Genomic DNA, 18168 nt, shown 5'->3' on the forward strand with positions numbered 1-18168 from the left:
AAGGAGGGTGCTAGAATGGCCCAGACACTTCCGAGCATCGCTTCGGGCGAGGGCGGGCTTACCCGCTATCTTGAGGAAATCCGCAGATTTCCCATGTTGCAGCCCGAGCAGGAATACATGCTTGCGAAGCGCTATCGCGAGCATGGAGATCCCGACGCGGCGCACAAACTGGTCACCAGCCACCTGCGGCTCGTGGCGAAGATAGCCATGGGCTATCGTGGCTATGGACTGCCCATCGGCGAAGTCATTTCCGAGGGCAATGTCGGCCTTATGCAAGCCGTCAAGAAATTCGAGCCCGAGCGCGGCTTCCGTCTTGCCACCTACGCAATGTGGTGGATCAAGGCTTCAATTCAAGAGTACATCCTTCGTTCGTGGAGCCTCGTAAAGATGGGCACCACGGCGAACCAGAAACGGCTGTTCTTTAATCTGCGCAAGGTCAAGGGCAAGATCCAGGCGCTTGAAGAGGGCGATCTGAACCCCGAGCAGATTTCGCAGATTGCCGAGCGCCTGAATGTGAGCGAGGAAGAGGTGGTCTCGATGAACCGCCGCCTTTCCGGCGATGCCTCGCTCAATGCGCCGATACGCGCCACGGAAGGCGAGTCCGGCGAATGGCAGGACTGGCTCGTCGATGACAGCGAAAGCCAGGAGCAGATGCTTGTCCAGCAGGACGAGCTCGAATCGCGCCGCCGCATGCTGAGCGACGCGATGGATATCCTGAACGACCGTGAACGGCGTATCTTCGAGGCACGTCGGCTTTCAGACGAGCCGCTGACGCTGGAAGAACTGTCCGGTGAGTTCGATATCAGCCGCGAGCGCGTCCGGCAGATCGAGGTCCGTGCCTTCGAAAAGGTGCAGGCCGCTGTCACCTCGTCCGCCCGCCAGCAGGCGGCCGGCCAACGCCCCGGCGCCGAGGGTCAGGGCGTGTCGGCCTGATCGTCCAAACGGAACTCGAGATAAAGGTTGCGCTGGAGAAAGGAATGATTGTCGTCGGACAGGAGTGAGATCATCGTCTGCCCGTCGGCATTCTCCCAGATATCCAGCGCTTCCATATTGTCGACCTCGTAATCCATATCGGCCTGCATGAGGACGGTACCGTCGATGGCGGCGCCGGGCTTGATATCGTCCCCGTCGATCCGCCTCAGCCGCATGGCAACCCCGCCGTTAAAGAGCGAAAAGCGACGTTCCAGCAAGAGCAGGTCGCCATCGGGCAGAAACGCGCCGTCGGTGATATCGAACTCGTCGCTTCGGACGACGGTGAAGATCCCCTTGCGCGGCCCTGACAAGATCGCGGCAAAGATATTCTCCTGCAAGTCGATGCTGCGTTCCGTAATCGCAACGAGCGCTCCGGCAAGCGGGCTGTCCTCCGGCGCGTAGGCGATCGTTTCAAAACCCTGGTTCACACGCAACTCATATTCAGGGACGAGAAAATCGAGTTCCAGCTTGGCCGGTCCCATATCCGGTGGATCGAATTCGAATACCGCAATGCGATGCACGCGCTCGAAGCCCACCGCCACCTCGCCGCCGCGGACTGCAATCGCTTCGGCATCGGTCGTCCATTTATCGTCAACAATGTTCCCGTCCGGATCATGAATGGGAGCCATCGTAAAATCGGTGAAACCCGAAGGACGGCCTTCCCCATCGCGTTCGAGCCGGCCAAAAAACCAGAAACCCGTATCGGTAACGCCGATGAAGCGGTCACCTGGCGACAGAAACCGGAATGACGACAGCCCACCGAAACGCCTGTCCCGCGACCGCATTTCCAGTCCGCCGACGAACGTCAGCGGCCCGAAGCGCGTATCGCGCGAGCCGATTTCAAAATCGGTTATCCGGCTGCTGGAAACCGTGGTCGTTCCGTCTTCTTCCGGAACAGCGCTAGCAGAAAAGCCGAAGATGAAAACTAGGAAGAGACCGGCCACCCACGCGGCCGGAGCGGATATGTCAGCTCGCACGGCGCAGGCGCCCACGATCGCCGCCACGCCGGAGGCTCTCCTCCTCGAAAAGGGAAGCAAGCTGTTCCGTCATGGCTCCGGCGAGTTCTTCGGCATCGACGATGGTCACGGCCCGGCGATAATAGCGTGTGACGTCATGACCGATCCCGATAGCCAGAAGCTCCACGGGCGAGCGCGTCTCGACGAGTTCGATGATGCCGCGCAAATGTCTTTCCAGATAGTTGCCGGGATTGACCGACAGGGTGGAGTCATCCACCGGTGCGCCGTCGGAAATCATCATCATGATCTTGCGCTGTTCGGGGCGCATCATAAGCCGTTGGTGAGCCCACAGCAGCGCCTCCCCGTCGATATTCTCCTTCAGAAGCCCCTCGCGCATCATCAGACCGAGGTTGCGGCGTGAACGACGCCACGGCGCATCGGCGGACTTGTAGACGATGTGGCGCAAGTCATTCAGCCGGCCGGGATTGGCATTCTTACCTTCCTTGAGCCACGATTCGCGCGCCTGTCCGCCCTTCCAGGCGCGGGTGGTGAAGCCAAGAATCTCCACGCGCACACCGCACCGCTCCAGGGTACGCGCAAGAATATCGGCGCAGATCGCCGCCACCGAAATGGGGCGGCCCCGCATCGAGCCTGAATTGTCGAGAAGAAGTGTGACCACCGTGTCGCGGAAATTTGTATCGCGCTCCTGCTTGAAGGATAGCGGCTGCATGGGATCGATAATGAGGCGCGGCAGGCGTGCAGGATCGAGAACACCTTCCTCCAGGTCGAACTCCCAGGAGCGGTTCTGCTGAGCCATCAGCCGGCGCTGCAGGCGGTTGGCAAGCCGCCCCACCACGCCTTGAAGACTGGTGAGTTGCTTGTCGAGATAGGCGCGCAGCCGGTCCAGCTCTTCTTCGTCGCACAGGTCTTGCGCGCTCACCACCTCATCGAATTTGGTGGTGAAAACCCGGTAGTCGATCTCGCTTGCCGCCTGGTCGAATGCACTCTCGGGCTGGCGCGCCTCGCCCGGCGTCTCGTTTTCGAACTCGTCCTGATCAGTATCGTCTTCGGTCGTGCTTTCAGCGGCGTTGCTTTCGCCGGCTTCCTGCTCGTCGCCGGCGGTATCGGCTTCCTCTGCCTGGCTGCGTTCGCCTTCGGAATCCTCTTCGCCGCCTTCCTCCGAGGATTCCTCGCCCTTGGGCTGATCATCATCCTCGTCGCTGTCGTCGAACTGATCTTCCTCTTCGAACTCCTCGCCCATATCCATGGAGCCCAGGAGGTTGCGCACGCTGCGTGCGAAGGCGTCCTGATTTTCTATATTCGGCAGGAGAGTGTCGAAATCTGCACCGGCTTTTTCCTCGACCCACTCACGCCACAGCTCGGTGACCCGCTCTGCATTTTTCGGGGCAGCGCGGCCTGTCAGCTTCTCGCGCACCATCATCGCGACCGCCTCTTCCAGGGGCGCGTCGGCCTGATCGCTGACATCCGCCAGGTTGGCGCGAGCGAACTTATCGTCCAGCATCGCCGCCAGGTTGTCCGAAACGCCCTGCATGGAGCGCGCGCCGATGGCTTCGATGCGGGCCTGTTCAACCGCATCGAAGATGGCGCGCGCCTGCTTGCCCTGGGGTGCGAGCCGGTTGTGCACGCGCGCATCGTGGCAGGCCCGGCGCAGGGCCATGGAATCGCCCAGTCCACGGGTGACGCGCAAAGTCTCGGCGGTCGGTTTTTTCGGTGGATCCGGGAGGCGGATCCTGTTTCCCGTCAGCGCCGGCTTGTCCTTGGAAAAGGATACCTCCAGGTCATGATCGCCCGCGATGGCGCGCACGCAGCCCGTCACTGCCCGCTTGAAAGGATCAAGCGGCGCTTCCTGGGGCTGGCCGGGCTTACGGTTGGTCTGGCTCACTTCCTGGTGTCTCCAGCCGCTCAGCGCGAGCGACCATCAAATTGCTGCGTTTCCAGAGCATCCAAATCGACATCGTCCAGACAACGCACATTCACGGCTACCATCGCGGTGCCATCGGGCATGGCGCCACGGGCGAACGATTCCATCCCGCAGGACGAACAGAACAGATGCTCGATTTGCTTCGTGTTGAAGCGGTATTCCGTGAGGCTTTCCTCACCCTTTTCCAGCGTGAAGCTTTCTGCCGGCGTGAAAGCGAGAATGCTGCCGCGCTGCCGGCAATATGAGCAGTTGCAGGTGATCGGGCTCGACAGGTCGACATCGACCTCGAAGCGAACATTCCCGCAGTGACATCCACCCGCGTACTGCATTCCGGCCCCCTAGCTCAAAACCACGTTCGCCGCCGATTCCGGCAGGTCTTCACCAAACGCACGCTGATAGAATTCCGCCACCAGGGCGCGCTCCAGTTCGTCGCACTTGTTGAGGAAGGTAAGACGGAACGCAAAACCGACATCGCCAAAGATCTCCGCGTTCTCCGCCCACATGATGACCGTACGCGGACTCATGACGGTCGAGAGATCGCCGTTCATGAACGCAGAGCGCGTCATATCCGCTACACGCACCATGCGGTCGACGGTTTCCCGGCCTTGGTCTCCCTGATAATGCTTGACCTTGGCCTGGACGATCGCCGCTTCCTCGTCATGGGGCAGGTAGTTCAACGTCGTGACGATGGACCAGCGATCCATCTGCGCCTGGTTAATCTGCTGCGTGCCGTGATAAAGCCCGCTCGTGTCGCCCAGTCCAACCGTGTTTGCCGTAGCAAACAGGCGGAAGGCGGGATGCGGACGGACTACCCTGCTCTGGTCGAGCAGCGTCAGCCGGCCCGAGGATTCCAGCACGCGCTGAATGACGAACATCACATCCGGGCGGCCCGCATCGTATTCGTCGAAGACAAGCGCGACATTGTGCTGATACGCCCAGGGCAGAATGCCGTCCCGGAACTCGGTGACCTGCTTGCCCTCCTTTACCACGATGGCATCCTTGCCAACGAGGTCGATACGGCTGACATGACTGTCGAGATTGATCCGTACGCAAGGCCAGTTGAGCCGCGCCGCCACCTGCTCGATATGAGTGGATTTGCCCGTACCGTGATACCCCGATATCATCACGCGGCGATTATACGTAAAGCCGGCAAGGATCGCGAGTGTTGTCTGCTTGTCGAACAGATAGTCCGGATCCACATCCGGAACGTGTGAATCGGCTGCTGAGAACGCCGGCAGCACCATATCCGAATCAATGCCGAAAACCTCTTTCGCCGAGACGGTCGTATCGGGGAGATTGGCAATCTCGCGGTCAATCTTATTCATCATACCTCCAGCGCGCGCGGTACTCTCTCCGCGCCGCTCGTCTAGAAACGCTGCCTCTTAGCAGAGACCGGGACTAACAGAAACCCGCCTGCTTGAGGAGCCTGTAAGCTTTGATCACGTCACGCAGACGCTCTTCCGAGCCCCTGTCGCCGCCATTTGCGTCAGGATGGTGACGCTTGACCAGCGCTTTATAGCGCGCCCTTATATGGTCGCCAGTAGCATTCTCGTCCAGGCCCAGCGTTTCCAGCGCCTTGGCCTCAAGCGGCCTCAGCCGTTTCGCCTTCGGCGCCTGGGGCTCGGCCTGTTCTCCGCCAAACAGATTAAAGGGGTCGCCAATACGGCGGAAATAGGCCGCGTGACCGGATCGGAAAGGGGCAAAGTCGGCGGCCGCCTGGCCGCTATTAGCCGAGCCGACCTTCCAGGTCGGGCGATGACCTGTCATCGCCTCCTTCTGAAACCGCGCGATCTCGGTATCCTTTAGACCCGAAAAATAATTGTAGTTCTTGTTATAGTGCCGCACGTGTTCGAAACAGAAGCAGAAGTACTCGCCTTCACGCTCCCGCCCCACCGGCGCGCGATGATGGCCCGGCTCCTCACAGCCGTCCCATTGGCAGCGCGGCGCGTGCACATCGGTCTCGACCTTCGGATCCGGGCGAATGCGAATCTTCTCGAAATATTTCGAGTTCAGTTTCATACCTGACCTGAATACAGCAAATCAGTATGGAATTATGGCGCTTGTCCGCCACGAAACAAGAATTGACATTTTGTCGGAATTGCGCCTAGCGAACTGGTCCGAGCGCTCTCTAGGGATGCTGCTCCAATATGGTGTTGGGAGAAGGCCTTGTCCATACAGTCTACGATAGAAGCCCGGCTTAAAGAGATATTTGCGCCGGAACGGCTCGATGTTATCAACGAAAGCCATCTTCATGCCGGCCATCATCACACGGAGGCTGGCCATGTAGAGACCTTCGATGGAACGGGCGAGACTCATTTCCGCGTGCGAATCGTCTCCGCCATGTTCACCGGCATGAATCGCGTGGAGCGGCACCGCAAGGTGAACGAAGCGCTGGCGCACGAGCTTAAGAACGGCCTGCATGCGCTTGCCATAGAACCCGCAGCGCCTGGCGAGAAAACGCGGTGGTAAGACAGCTAAGGTTAGCGCCATAGGGCGAATTGGCTTTCACTCCTCCTTCGATACCGTCGGGGTCTCCTCCACCGCCGGTCGGATGCGCAGCTTGGTGATGCGGTTTTTTTCGCGCCGCATGACGATGAAGCGCTTGCCGAAGAAGGTGAAGGCCTGTTTTTCCTCGGGAATGGTCTGAGTCTCGTGGATGACGAGACCGGCAATCGTCGTCGCCTCCTCTTCAGGCAGTTCCCAGTCGAGGACACGATTCAGGTCACGGACGGGTACGGAACCATCCACCACGACCGAGCCGTCAGCCTCCTGCTTGACCCCCTGCATTTCGACGTCGTGTTCGTCGGCGATCTCTCCGACAATTTCCTCGATGATATCTTCGAGCGTGACGAGCCCTTCCACCTCGCCGTATTCGTCAACGACGATCGCCATGTGCGCCTTGCGGCGCAGGAAGGCGTTGAGCTGATCCTGGAGCGTCGTGGTATCCGGAACGAACCATGGCCTTGAGGCGACGTCCATGATGTCCACGCGCGAGGCGTCGTAACCGCCTTCGTGGAGCGCCCGCAAAAGATCCTTCGCATGGACGACCCCGACGATGTTTTCCGTGGAGCCGCGCCATAGCGGCATGCGCGTATAAGGGCTGCTCAGAATCTCACCGATCACCGTCTCGCGCGAATCGTCGGCATTGACCGAGCGCATACTCGTGCGGTGGATCATGACGTCCGAAACCTCCAACTCGTGAAGGTCCAGAAGGCCACCGACACGGTCCCGGTCCTGCTTTACCACCGCGCCCTCGCGATGAAGCACCTCGACCGTGCCGCGCAACTCCTCGTGCGCCGACAGCATGAAAGTATCGCGCGACAGGTTCACACCCAGAATCGAGAGCAGGAATCGCACAATCGCGTTCGCCATCGACGACAGCGCGCCGAACAGAAAAGTGACCAGCCGCGCGAAGGGCGAGACGGTCAACGCGAATTGCTCCGGCCGCGCGAGCGCCAGCGATTTCGGCAGGATCTCGGCGAAAATGACCAGCATTACCGTCATCATGATGGTGGCGTAGGCTACGCCGGCCTCGCCGAAGAGCGTCAGGAAAAGACTGGTGGCCAGGGCCGAAGCGAGAATATTGACGAGATTGTTTCCGATCAGGAGCGCACCGACCAGGCGGTTGCGACGCGTGACCAATGTCGCAACCACGCCGGCACGCTTGTCACCGCCCCGTTCGAGCGTATGCAGCCGCGCGCGTGAAACGGCGGTCATTCCCGTCTCCGTGCCCGAAAACAGGAACGACAGCGCAATAAGCACGAGAATAATGCCACCAGTGGTCAGGAGACTGGCCGTCATTGTTCAAGACACTCCTTCAGAAAAGCCTGGACCTCCGAAGCCGGAACATCGCTGGCGATGAACGACTGCCCGACACCGTGTGTGAGGATAAAGGTCAGCGCGCCACGGGATACCTTCTTGTCTTGCGCAATATAGGAAAGAAGCCGCTCCGCATCAGGGAGCCCGCCGGGAATGTGCTCCAGTCGGGTGGGCAGGCCGACGGTGCCCAGATGCGCCTCCACGCGGTCGGCATCGTCAGGACTGGCGAGATTCATGCGCGCGGAAAAACGGTGTGCCAGCGCCATGCCTATGGCAACACCTTCCCCATGCACCAGACGTTGGCTGTCGTATCCGGTAGCGGCCTCAAGCGCATGACCGAATGTATGTCCGAGATTCAGAAGCGCGCGATCGCCTGTTTCCCGCTCGTCGCGTTCAACGATCTCCGCCTTCGCCCGGCAGGACTCGGCAATCGCCTCGGCGCGCGCAGCACCGCCGGAAAAGACGTCCCGCCAATTCGCTTCCAGCCATCGAAAGAAGTCCGGCCGATTGATGAGCCCGTACTTGGCCATCTCCGCATACCCTGCGCGAAACTCGCGCGGCGGCAGCGTATCGAGGGTCGCCGTGTCGGCGAGCACCAGCTTTGGCTGATGAAAGACTCCGACGAGGTTTTTCCCGCGAGGCGTGTTGATACCGGTCTTGCCGCCAACCGAAGAATCGACCTGCGCCAGCAGGCTGGTGGGCATCTGGACGAAATGCATTCCCCGCCGAACGATCCCTGCCGCAAAGCCGGCGAGATCGCCCACCACACCGCCGCCAAGCGCGATGAGCGTGTCGGAGCGCTCCAGCCGGGCGGCGAGGATAGAATCCACTGTCTCTTGCAAAGCGTCGAAGCTTTTGCTGCGCTCGCCCGGCGGCAGTGCAATGACGTCGGCGCAATCAATGCCGGCCTCGTCAAGACCTGCCCTGAGAGTTTCGAGATGAGCGGCCGCGACATTCTCGTCCGTAACCACTGCAGCGCGCGTACCGGGAAGGCGCTCGGCAATTTCGGCCCCGGAACTGGCGATCAGGTTAGGGCCGATCAAAATATCATAAGCCCGCTCCCCGAGCCCGACCGACACGGTCACCCGGTCCCCGGCTTCATGGGTTATTGAGCCGGCTTCTTGCATTTTTCTTCCTCGATATAGGCGGTAAGGGCGGAGACGACCTCCCCAGCGATCACTTCTTTCGGCTCGTCGCGGGAGTGAACCGTCATATCCGCTTTGCCGTAAACAGGATAGCGCGTATCCATCAGACGTTGCATGGTGCCGCGCGGGTCTTGCGTGTTGAGCAGTGGACGGTTCTGCCGCTTGGCGACGCGGTGCATCAGTGTGTCCAGATCGGCTTTCAACCACACCGAAACGGCGTGTCGCACGATAGCACCCCGGGTTGCCGCGTTCATGAAGGCACCACCGCCCGTGGAGAGCACCTGAGGTCCATTCCTCAGCAGCCGCTTGATGACACGCCGTTCCAGTGCCCGAAATTCGTCCTCGCCGTATTTTTCGAAGAGTTCGGGCACTGACATGCGGGAGACAGCTTCAATCTCATGGTCGCTGTCGGTAAACGGCAGTCCCAGCACAGTCGCCACACGGCGTCCGATCACCGTCTTGCCCGCCCCCATGAGACCGACGAGGACAACGCTGCGCCGCCCGAGCCGCGAAAGCAGCGTGGCGATGTCGGTTGTATGTCTTTCGTCAGCCGGTGTCATGCAACAGGTTTCGACATCAAAAGCGCAAAGGCGTCAAGCGCCGCGCGCTTGCCTTGTTTGGGGCTGCGCTCCATAACATCGGCAGGAAACCTGTGCGGACATATCTCATGCCGACCCTTATACGGTTGTTAACCGTGATCGCCATATTAGTCGGTGTCGCCTATGGCGCGATGTTCGCGCTCGTCACCTTTGTCGAGCCGAACACGACCGAGATGACGATCACTATCCCGGACGAGAGATTTGCCGAACCTTGAGGCGCCAGTGATAACGAGTGCGGCGGGAATAGAAGCGTTTCTCGAGATGATGGCGGCCGAACGCGGCGCCAGCGACAACACTCTGGCTGCCTACCGCCATGATCTTGAAGACGCCGATGCATTTCTGAGCGTGGCTCATGAAGGCCTCGTTCCTGCCGATCGGGGGAGTATACGCGCCTATCTCGGAGATATGGCGGCGCGCAGCTTCACAGCGACAACGCAGGCACGCAAGCTCTCCTCCCTGCGCCAGTTTTATAAGTTTCTCTATGCGGAAGGCCTGCGCTCCGACGATCCGACTGGCGTTCTCGACAGCCCGAAGAAAGAGCGGCCGCTGCCAAAAACGCTCAGCGAAGAAGAGACGACACGTCTCCTGGAGCAGGCCGCAAAGGAGGCTCTAGCGGCTGAGCAAGGCACCGCGGAAGGCCTCTCCGCGCGGCGCCTGCACGCCCTTCTGGAGATTCTCTATGCCTCCGGCCTGCGGGTGTCAGAGCTTGTCGGTCTGCCCGTCACCGTGGCGCTGCGCGACGAGCGCTTTTTTTCTGTACGTGGAAAAGGCGGGAAGGAGCGGATCGCGCCGCTTTCGGACAAGGCGCGGGCAGCGGTCGCCTCCTGGCTCGCCGAGAGAAACAAACACCCGGCGCTGGCTGAAAGCCCGTGGCTCTTCCCAGCGAAATCGGATACCGGCTACCTACCCCGTCAGGTCTTTGCCCGCGAACTCAAGGGGCTCGCCGCACGCGCGGGGATCAGAACGTCCAAGATCTCGCCGCATGTGCTGCGTCATGCGTTCGCCAGCCATCTACTGCAAAATGGTGCCGACTTGCGGGCGGTGCAGCAGCTCCTGGGGCATTCAGACATCAGCACCACTCAGATATACACCCATGTTCTGGAAAAGCATCTGCAAGAACTGGTGCAGTTTCATCATCCGCTTGCCGACTAGGCTTGGGATCGTTATGTCAGGCTCTTAATCTTGGCGGTTTCTTAATGCCGACCGCGTGTTTCGTGTCCGATTTGGCGGGTTAATGTATAACTATCTCGATTTCGAAAAACCGGTTGCCGACCTCGAAGGCAAGATTCTCGAACTGAAGAAGCTGGCGGATAGCGGCGAGGCCGTCGACGTTGCCGATGAGATCGCCCGGCTGGAAAAACGTTCGAAAGATGCGCTTCGCGATATCTACACGGCGTTGACCCCTTGGCAGAAGGCGCAGATCGCGCGCCATCCCGACCGCCCGCATTGCATGGACTACGTCCACGCCTTGTTCACGGATTACACACCGCTTTCCGGCGATCGCGCATATGGTGAGGATCAGGCGGTCATCGCGGGTTTTGCCCGTTTCCGGGGTGAAGCCATCGCGATCGTTGGTCAGGAAAAAGGCAACGATACGCAGAGCCGCCTGAAGCGCAACTTCGGCATGGCCCGGCCGGAGGGATACCGCAAGGCAGTGCGCGTGATGGACCTTGCCGAGCGCTACGGCATACCGGTCGTGAGTCTCGTCGATACGGCCGGCGCTTATCCTGGCATCGGAGCGGAAGAACGGGGACAGGCGGAAGCGATCGCCCGCTCGACCTCCAAATGCCTCAGCCTGACGGTGCCCAATGTCTCCGTTATTATCGGTGAAGGGGGATCGGGCGGTGCCATAGCCATCGCGACCGCAAACCGGGTCCACATGCTGGAGCACTCGATCTATTCGGTGATTTCCCCCGAGGGGGCCGCTTCGATCCTGTGGCGTGACTCGACCCGCGCCAAGGACGCCGCCACGAACATGAAGATTACCGCACAGGACCTTCTTCAACTCAAGATCATAGACGGTATCGTCTCCGAACCGCTCGGCGGTGCGCATCGCAATCCGGATGCTGTAATCCGGGCGACGGGCGAAACAATTGAGAGCAGCTTCAGGGAACTGGGCGAAAGTAACCAGGATTACCGGGAGCAGCGGCGCGAGAAGTTCCTCGCCATCGGCCGCGATCTCTGAACCCTGCGGCTCTCGCGCACATCGAGCGGCGGCGGCTGCTGTTTTCTTGCTCCGCGCCGGCTTCAGTGCTACTCAATAGTGCGAAATTGTGTGTTTGTGGTAATGATTTATCAAGCCTAATGGGTCTTTACTCGGGGGAGACCCGGCTTCCGTCGCCGGAGAGGAAGTTTGGTAAGCTGACAGAGACCATTGCATGAACATCCGCCTTGCACATGCTGCCTTGTTGACTGCCATGTTGGCCCTGGCCGGCTGCAATGGGACGCTGAATGATATCGCGCCCAAGGCCGAACGCGAGTTGCCAACCCGTATTGTGCAGACGATGAAGGCAAAGGGCATGGCCAAGGATGCGCCCATCATGATGCGCATCTTCAAGGAAGAAGGTGAGCTCGAGGTCTGGAAGCAGAAGCACAACGGCCGCTACGATCTTGTTACCAGCTATGACATCTGCACGTGGTCCGGAAAGCTCGGACCGAAATTCGCCGAGGGGGACCGGCAAGCGCCGGAAGGTTTCTATACCATTCGTCCCAGCCAGATGAACCCTCAGTCGAGTTACCACCTGGCCTTCAACATCGGGTTTCCGAACACCTTTGATCGGGCCAACGGCCGCACGGGCAAGCACCTCATGGTGCACGGCGCCTGTTCTTCCTCCGGCTGTTACTCCATGACCGACGAACAGGTGGAAGAGATCTATGCGTTCGCGCGTGATGCATTCCGCGGCGGTCAGCAGGCGTTTCAGCTTCAGGCATTCCCCTTTCGCATGACTGCCAAAAACATGGCGCGCTATCGCAATGACCTCAACTTCGAGTTCTGGCAGACGTTGAAGGAGGGCTACGATCATTTTGAGGTGACCAGAAAGCCGCCGAAAGTGGATGTGTGCGAGAGGCGCTATGTCTTCAATCGCATTCCCGCCGAGGGACACAGTTTCGCACCCACCGAGGCTTGCCCGCCATCTTCACAACCTGAGGCATTGATGACGGCGTACCGCGCACATGTCGAGAAAGAGAAGAGTGTCTTCGACAAAGCTCTGAAAAGCGGCCCTACGAAGGAAGCTAAGCCAAGCATCCAGGGGCTGAAGGAGGCGCACCTCGTCGCCGATTGGAGCCAGCGCCGCGCTCGGGGGGAGAATGTGACGCCCCAACCGCCTTCCCTTGCGCCAACGGCTGTGGCCAACAATAATGAATCCGCCCCCATGTCGGTCCCTGTTTCGGCCTACGCAGCGCAGGACGGGCAGACGGAGGGTACCGCGGCCCCACCTCCCTCCCAGAATTCCCCGTCTGCCTCCGGTGCCGAATCCGAGGACGGCTCGGGCAATCGCGTCTGGAATCCACTCAGTCGGTTTAGGCGCTGAGTAAGCGTCGTATCCGAACCGGGGAATCTGCGACCTGTAGGAGTTCAACTGTCCCTTCCCGTGCTGAAGACGCGTAAGCGCCTTGCGAGGTGGTTCCAGGCCAAGCGATCGTGGGTGGAGACAATAGATCCCTAACCCTTATCGACATGCCTGCATTTGCATCCAGGAGCCGAACCCCTCCAACTAGCCGATCATCTCCGGCCTAGTCGAATGCGCGCGCAGCATGCGCTGGCGCTCCCTTCCTTTGCAACGGCTCATAAACACTCTTGCGCTAGACAAAGGCGGGAACTGGTAAAGCGGAGTGTATTGCGTGCGCTTTTCTGCAGCAGCTATGGCCGAGCGTATCCTGCCGGAACGGCCTGCTCCGCGCGCGCGACTCCTCACAAAACAGATTGGCGCGATCCTCCTCATCGTTAACATCGCATTGAATTGGATTCCTGTCTCCCTACTCGGGTTCCGGAGCGCCGCTGCGGCTTCAACGCTCACTGTCAGGCGCAGGCTCGGCATCTTCATGGTGGTTTTCTGGCCAGTGGTTTCAGAAATGGAGGCGGTCTGATGGTTGCTGTACCGTTGTTGGAGGAAACCGAGACCAGCGCTTCCGGCGCGATGATCAGCGATTTCGCCGGAGTTGCCGAGGCTCCGGCCTCAAATGCTGAACTGTCATTGGCCGCACATCCCGCAAGACGGCTCGCAGTCTATCCGGCATCGGCTGGCTTCGACCTGGTGGATGAACTCGATTATCTGAGTGCCCGCACCATTGAGCCCAATGTCTTTTTCAACCCCCGTTTTCTCGCCCCGGCCATGCCGCGGCTGGAGGATCGGGAGGTACGGCTCGCCGTCATCCGCGACGGTCATGAAGAAAAAAGCAGACTGCGCCTCCTCTTGCCGTACTCGATTGAGAAACCCCCGATTCCCTTGGGCGTGACGGTCTTGCGGGCGTGGTCACACCCCTTTGGCCCGCTCGGCACACCGCTGCTCGATTTCGACGATCCTGCCGGTGTTCTCGAGGATTTTTTCGCCATGCTGGCGCGACCGCACCTCGACATGCCGAAGGTCTTCGTCCTGCCGGAGAACCGTCTCGACGGACCTTTTGCCGCCGTACTGCGGGCCGTTGCCGAAAGCCGCAACCTGCCGCTGGTCGTGTCGGGCCAGATTGAACGCCCAATTTTGCGGAGCGATCTCGACGGTGACGCCTATCTCCGGCGGAACTTGCACTCCCGCCACTATAAGGAGTTCCGCCGGCTGAAGCGGCGTCTCGGCGAACTCGGCCATCTCGAACATGAGATTGCCCGGCAACCGGAAGAAATCCGCCATGCCGTTGAAAACTTCCTGACGCTGGAGGCTTCCGGCTGGAAGGGACGCGGGCGATCGGCAATGGTCGTGGACCGCTATCGCGCCGCCTTTGCGCGCGAGGCCGTATATCGCCTTTCCGAGCGGGATATGTGCCGCATCCACACGCTCAAGGTGGACGACAGGCCCATAGCCTGCCTCATCGTCTTCGTCGAATCAGGCATGGCCTACACCTGGAAGACGGCCTACGATGAAGGGTACGCCGCCTTCTCACCCGGCACCCTGCTGATGATCGAGGTCACGAAAAATCATCTCGAAGATCCCAACATCGACGCCACCGATTCCTGTGCCGTGCCCGACCATCCAGTCGTGAGCCGCATGTGGTCGGAGCGCCGCGATATGGGAACCTTTGTGATCGGCTTGACACCGGGAACCGAACGTCTCGCACACAAGGCCGCAGACCAGATTCATTTCCACCGCGAAGCGCGTAACAGAATGCGCCTCCTGCGCAATCGCGTGAAACGGCTGTTTGCTCGGTGATGGGAGACACTGCTTCGCGCCAACGGCAATACACGTGGCTGCGTCACGCCCCGCAAGGCGAAGCGTGGTGCCCCTGGCCGGCACATATTTTATTATCCCGGTCGTGCTACTGTTCTCAACAATGCGTGCGTATGCTTGCGTTCGCGCGAACTGAGAGATTTTGGACGTCCCCAAACATCAACATTCTACAGAACTCTAAAGGTGGATCGAAAGGTGGATCCTGATATAGGGGTGTTGAGGTTCTTACAGAGGTGGATGCCATGCGTGCCCTCAACAGACTTAGTGCCGTTTCCGTCAAGAAACTGGCGCCGGGAAAATATGCTGACGGAGGTGGCTTGTGGCTGCTCCGGCGTGAAGACGGCGGTGGTCAATGGTTCCTACGGTACACCATTCACGGCAGACGGCGGGAAATGGGCCTTGGCTCCACTGAAGTCAGCTTAAAGGATGCGCGTGAGAGCGCGGCGAAGTGGCGTGCGGTGGTGCGCGCCGGAAAAGACCCGATCAAGGAACGGGATCGTCAGAAGCGGGAGGCAGCGCGCAACCTGCATATCCTGGCCGACATTGCTGAAGATGCTTTTGATGCCCGGAAGGCGGAACTAAAAGGGGACGGAAAAAAAGCGGGCAGATGGTTCACGCCGCTGGAACTGCATGTGCTGCCAACGCTGGGAAGGTTGCCCGTTAGCGAAATCGATCAGCGGGACATACGCGATGCGCTTGCACCCATTTGGCACGCAAAAGCTGATACCGCACGCAAGGCGATGAACCGGTTGAATCTTTGCCTCAAGCATGCCGCCGCGTTGGGCTTGGAGGTGGATTTGCAGGCCACGGAAAAAGCAAGGGCACTGTTAGGCAAGCAGCGTCACACGCCAGAGAGCATCCCTGCCATGCCGTGGCGACACGTGCCCGACTTCTATGAGGCGCTGGTTGAGAAAGACAGCATCACAAATTTGGCCTTGCGGCTATTGATCCTCACCGGGATGAGATCGGCGCCGGTCAGGCACATCCACGAAAGTCAGATTGACGACGACGTGTGGATCATACCGGGTGAGGCGATGAAGGGCCGCAAAGACACCACCAAGGAATTCAGGGTGCCCCTATCAGAAGAAGCTGAGGCCGTAATTGAGAAGGCGGAGGAATATTCGCGTGACGGCTATCTGTTCGCCAATCCTAAGAAGGGTGTCATCAGCGACATGGCGATGAGTCAGCACATGAAGCGTGCGGGATTGAAGTATAGGCCTCATGGCTTCCGATCGTCACTGCGGGACTGGCTAGCGGAGACGACAGATGCACGGCATGAGGTAGCCGAAATGATGCTGGGCCATACCACCGGCTCAAGCGTTGAACGGGCGTACCGGCGCACTGACTTCCTAGAACCCAGGCGTGAACTTCTTGAGCGCTGGGCAAGGCATGTCACGAGTCGCGTTGGGAAGAAATACCGACGAAGGGTCAGGCTCTAGCTATAGGGTGGCGGTTGGCATGGGGAAGTCCATGGCGGCCTTTGTGCGATATGCGCACCAGCCCGCGCGCAAGACTTTTTCGCTGTGGTGACAATACGGGCCAGTTCTTGACTAGGCTAGAAAATTAGTCGGTTAAGGAAAGCCTGTTTCCGGCATTTCCTGTATGCGTATAACCCACTGAAATAATATTTATTCTCAGCAGAAAAGCCTCGCGCGCCAAGCTTCAACATCCAGAGACGTATAGTTCTATGTGTAAGCCACTCACAAAGGAGGTTGTCGTGGCCCTATACAAGCGCATACGTCTCGAAAAAAACCACACCCCCAAGCCCCGACGCAGAGAACGGGTAAGGCTCACTGAGTGGGACCGATTTCTCGATCCAGCTGAATGGAAGAAGCTTGATGCTTTGCGCCCGCTTCCGCTCAACTGGAAGCGGAGGCCCGGACTGATGTTCCCGTTGATGCTCAGGGCCAATCCTGAGTCGTTCTTTCTGACAACGAAGCAGGCAGCCGAATTCCTTGGGAAAAGCGACAAGACGTTGCACAATTGGCGGGCGCAAGGGATCGGTCCCAAGTTTGTCAAAGTGGAGCGCCGTACGGTGCACTACAACGTAGCTGACATGCTAAACTGGCTGGTTAAGCTGCGAGCCAAAAGAGAGACTCAACGATGACCATTGCCATTCAGGAATGGGATGGCCCAGGCACAGGCTTCAGCATCATCGACACGGTGTCCTATTTGGACACCGTGGAGGTGATTATCAGTTTTCCTTTGCCGGTCAGGCTGCTGAGTAAGCTGCGCAAGCGTGTGGGGAAGCGCATGGGCGTGCGTGATGCGACCCGACCCGACAAGGCCAACTTGGATAAGAAGCATGCGTATGGCAAGGTAATTGCCATTGCGCAGCCCACGAGCGAAGAACTGCGGCTCATCCTGGAAATGTGCGGATCCAACTGCCTTGTTCACCGGGTCGATGTGGCGTGCGATTTCCACCACCGCACGCTGGCGGAAGCGCAGAACTGTGGTGAATTCCTTCGTCGGCGGGGTTGTCAAAAATGGCGGGGGAATAGGCGGCGCAATGCCACTGAGAACATCACCTATTGGTCAGTCGATGCCGGCGTGTCCCGCAACATTGCCCTCTATGTAGACAAACCATCACGCAAAAATGGGAGGCCTTGTACACACTGGGAAATGCGTTTTGTAACCGCCGCATCGTGCCGAAGAGCCGGGCTGAGCGACTTGCGTATACTGCTGGGCGAGGTGGATGCCCTCAAGTTGCTCAAGCACGAAGCATGCCTTCGAACCCTCAGCCGACACCGCTACGAAAAATCGCTCGAGGAAATAGCACGATGCACCAAGCGTAGGTACCGGCGCAGTTTTGAGAAGAAGACGGTGGCGGACGTAGAGAAGCGTGTTCAGGGCCTGATATCTGCAGCCCTGCAAAACCGACAGTTCGACTACAACGAAGAAGCGATCCACCTTGTTCCTGCGCAAGAAGTTTACGATCGTGTTCCCTTGCTACGCAAAACGCTCGTCGAAGCGGGGAAGTGGGAAGAACTGGCACCAGTGATCAGGTGGTTAAGGTAGCACTCCTGCAATTTTCAAAATAACACCTTGATACCACACACAAAACGGCACCCACGACGAAGAGAAATTTCCATTGAAACGTAATACCTTTAGTTGGAGTTTATTCCCCTGACGCGATAGAACAAGAGACGAACAGGATATACCACGACAGCTGCTCAGCGGCCCCATGAAACTGCCAAACCATCGCCTGCCCAATGCTCTTGTTCCTGATTTAGACGGTGCCGCCTTCTTCTTCGTGGCAAGCTGAAAGCCCAGAACCTTCATCACGTGAAGAATGGTCAACAGCCCGCGATGAAGAAGGGACTTCTGAGCTATGGGAGCAGCGATGGTTGGCCT

General features: G+C 59.3%; 18 protein-coding genes. 10 read left to right on the top strand and 8 right to left on the bottom strand.

Translation table 11 applies throughout. From position 1 onward, the window contains the following. Window positions 1–15: 15 nt before the first annotated feature. Entirely contained in the window at window positions 16–933 is a 918-nt protein-coding gene (rpoH, locus tag LY631_RS19565) for an RNA polymerase sigma factor RpoH (RefSeq protein ID WP_274427279.1), read from the top strand. On the opposite strand, the gene LY631_RS19570 is transcribed toward rpoH, so the two are convergent. The 5 genes from LY631_RS19570 to LY631_RS19590 form a co-directional block, all read right to left on the bottom strand. Then, window positions 915–1976, bottom strand: coding sequence for an esterase-like activity of phytase family protein (locus tag LY631_RS19570; protein WP_274427280.1), 1062 nt, complete (start codon window positions 1974–1976; stop codon window positions 915–917). The genes rpoH and LY631_RS19570 overlap by 19 nt on opposite strands. After that, the gene (gene cobT, locus LY631_RS19575; protein WP_274427281.1) at window positions 1939–3831 is read right to left on the bottom strand and encodes a cobaltochelatase subunit CobT; all 1893 of its coding nucleotides are present in this window, start codon (window positions 3829–3831) and stop codon (window positions 1939–1941) included. Before cobT ends, LY631_RS19570 begins: the two co-directional genes overlap by 38 nt. A 20-nt stretch (window positions 3832–3851) precedes the next feature. Further along, complete coding sequence (locus LY631_RS19580; RefSeq protein WP_274427282.1) at window positions 3852–4199, bottom strand: GFA family protein; 348 nt, start codon at window positions 4197–4199, stop codon at window positions 3852–3854. A gap of 9 nt (window positions 4200–4208) precedes the next feature. Beyond that, window positions 4209–5195, bottom strand: coding sequence for a cobaltochelatase subunit CobS (gene cobS / locus LY631_RS19585; RefSeq protein WP_274427283.1), 987 nt, complete (start codon window positions 5193–5195; stop codon window positions 4209–4211). Between the two features lie 73 nt (window positions 5196–5268). Beyond that, a complete protein-coding gene (locus LY631_RS19590; RefSeq protein ID WP_274427284.1) occupies window positions 5269–5889 on the bottom strand; it encodes a J domain-containing protein in 621 nt (206 codons plus the stop codon). A gap of 147 nt (window positions 5890–6036) precedes the next feature. On the opposite strand from LY631_RS19590, the gene LY631_RS19595 reads away from it, so the two are divergent. Then, window positions 6037–6339, top strand: a complete 303-nt coding sequence (locus tag LY631_RS19595; protein WP_274427285.1) for a BolA family protein — start codon at window positions 6037–6039, stop codon at window positions 6337–6339. A gap of 36 nt (window positions 6340–6375) precedes the next feature. On the opposite strand, the gene LY631_RS19600 is transcribed toward LY631_RS19595, so the two are convergent. Genes LY631_RS19600 through LY631_RS19610 form a run of 3 tightly spaced genes read right to left on the bottom strand, consistent with a single transcriptional unit; the run spans window position 6376 to window position 9394 of the window. Further along, entirely contained in the window at window positions 6376–7671 is a 1296-nt protein-coding gene (locus tag LY631_RS19600) for an HlyC/CorC family transporter (RefSeq protein WP_274427286.1), read from the bottom strand. Further along, window positions 7668–8816 carry a 3-dehydroquinate synthase gene (gene aroB, locus LY631_RS19605; RefSeq protein ID WP_274427287.1) on the bottom strand — a complete coding sequence of 383 codons (1149 nt, stop codon included), beginning with the start codon at window positions 8814–8816 and terminating at the stop codon, window positions 7668–7670. The genes LY631_RS19600 and aroB overlap by 4 nt, the downstream gene beginning before the upstream one ends. Next, complete coding sequence (locus LY631_RS19610; protein WP_274427288.1) at window positions 8795–9394, bottom strand: shikimate kinase; 600 nt, start codon at window positions 9392–9394, stop codon at window positions 8795–8797. Before LY631_RS19610 ends, aroB begins: the two co-directional genes overlap by 22 nt. Before the next feature lie 107 nt (window positions 9395–9501). Here LY631_RS19610 and LY631_RS19615 point away from each other — a divergent pair, with 107 nt between their 5' ends. From LY631_RS19615 to LY631_RS19650, 8 genes are all read left to right on the top strand, one after another. Continuing rightward, window positions 9502–9648, top strand: a complete 147-nt coding sequence (locus LY631_RS19615; RefSeq protein ID WP_274427289.1) for a histidine kinase — start codon at window positions 9502–9504, stop codon at window positions 9646–9648. A gap of 10 nt (window positions 9649–9658) precedes the next feature. Further along, window positions 9659–10585, top strand: a complete 927-nt coding sequence (locus LY631_RS19620; protein ID WP_274427318.1) for a site-specific tyrosine recombinase XerD — start codon at window positions 9659–9661, stop codon at window positions 10583–10585. A gap of 82 nt (window positions 10586–10667) precedes the next feature. Next, window positions 10668–11618, top strand: a complete 951-nt coding sequence (locus tag LY631_RS19625) for an acetyl-CoA carboxylase carboxyltransferase subunit alpha (protein WP_274427290.1) — start codon at window positions 10668–10670, stop codon at window positions 11616–11618. Window positions 11619–11811: 193 nt separating this feature from the next. Next, window positions 11812–12966, top strand: a complete 1155-nt coding sequence (locus LY631_RS19630) for a L,D-transpeptidase family protein (RefSeq protein ID WP_274427291.1) — start codon at window positions 11812–11814, stop codon at window positions 12964–12966. Window positions 12967–13521: 555 nt separating this feature from the next. After that, window positions 13522–14796 (top strand): GNAT family N-acetyltransferase, encoded by a 1275-nt coding sequence (locus LY631_RS19635; RefSeq protein ID WP_274427292.1) that lies wholly within the window; start codon window positions 13522–13524, stop codon window positions 14794–14796. A gap of 260 nt (window positions 14797–15056) precedes the next feature. Continuing rightward, window positions 15057–16253 carry a tyrosine-type recombinase/integrase gene (locus LY631_RS19640; protein ID WP_274427293.1) on the top strand — a complete coding sequence of 399 codons (1197 nt, stop codon included), beginning with the start codon at window positions 15057–15059 and terminating at the stop codon, window positions 16251–16253. Window positions 16254–16531: 278 nt separating this feature from the next. After that, window positions 16532–16921: a helix-turn-helix transcriptional regulator gene (locus LY631_RS19645; protein ID WP_274427294.1), complete on the top strand. Its 390-nt coding sequence runs from the start codon at window positions 16532–16534 to the stop codon at window positions 16919–16921. Then, the gene (locus LY631_RS19650) at window positions 16918–17832 is read left to right on the top strand and encodes a hypothetical protein (RefSeq protein ID WP_274427295.1); all 915 of its coding nucleotides are present in this window, start codon (window positions 16918–16920) and stop codon (window positions 17830–17832) included. Before LY631_RS19645 ends, LY631_RS19650 begins: the two co-directional genes overlap by 4 nt. Window positions 17833–18168 lie beyond the last annotated feature (336 nt).

Origin of the sequence: Chelativorans sp. YIM 93263 (genome assembly GCF_028767125.1) — a bacterium.
In the GTDB taxonomy this organism is placed as follows: Bacteria; Pseudomonadota; Alphaproteobacteria; order Rhizobiales; family Rhizobiaceae; genus Chelativorans.

Excerpts from the sequence above, each read along its gene's own strand:
- aroB (WP_274427287.1), bottom strand. The coding sequence starts at position 8,816 with ATGCAAGAAGCCGGCTCAATAACCCATGAAGCCGGGGACCGGGTGACC.
- cobS (WP_274427283.1), bottom strand. The coding sequence starts at position 5,195 with ATGAATAAGATTGACCGCGAGATTGCCAATCTCCCCGATACGACCGTC.
- LY631_RS19580 (WP_274427282.1), bottom strand. The coding sequence starts at position 4,199 with ATGCAGTACGCGGGTGGATGTCACTGCGGGAATGTTCGCTTCGAGGTC.
- LY631_RS19625 (WP_274427290.1), top strand. The coding sequence starts at position 10,668 with ATGTATAACTATCTCGATTTCGAAAAACCGGTTGCCGACCTCGAAGGC.
- LY631_RS19610 (WP_274427288.1), bottom strand. The coding sequence starts at position 9,394 with ATGACACCGGCTGACGAAAGACATACAACCGACATCGCCACGCTGCTT.
- LY631_RS19640 (WP_274427293.1), top strand. The coding sequence starts at position 15,057 with ATGCGTGCCCTCAACAGACTTAGTGCCGTTTCCGTCAAGAAACTGGCG.
- rpoH (WP_274427279.1), top strand. The coding sequence starts at position 16 with ATGGCCCAGACACTTCCGAGCATCGCTTCGGGCGAGGGCGGGCTTACC.
- LY631_RS19635 (WP_274427292.1), top strand. The coding sequence starts at position 13,522 with ATGGTTGCTGTACCGTTGTTGGAGGAAACCGAGACCAGCGCTTCCGGC.
- LY631_RS19615 (WP_274427289.1), top strand. The coding sequence starts at position 9,502 with ATGCCGACCCTTATACGGTTGTTAACCGTGATCGCCATATTAGTCGGT.
- LY631_RS19590 (WP_274427284.1), bottom strand. The coding sequence starts at position 5,889 with ATGAAACTGAACTCGAAATATTTCGAGAAGATTCGCATTCGCCCGGAT.
- LY631_RS19650 (WP_274427295.1), top strand. The coding sequence starts at position 16,918 with ATGACCATTGCCATTCAGGAATGGGATGGCCCAGGCACAGGCTTCAGC.
- LY631_RS19630 (WP_274427291.1), top strand. The coding sequence starts at position 11,812 with ATGAACATCCGCCTTGCACATGCTGCCTTGTTGACTGCCATGTTGGCC.
- LY631_RS19600 (WP_274427286.1), bottom strand. The coding sequence starts at position 7,671 with ATGACGGCCAGTCTCCTGACCACTGGTGGCATTATTCTCGTGCTTATT.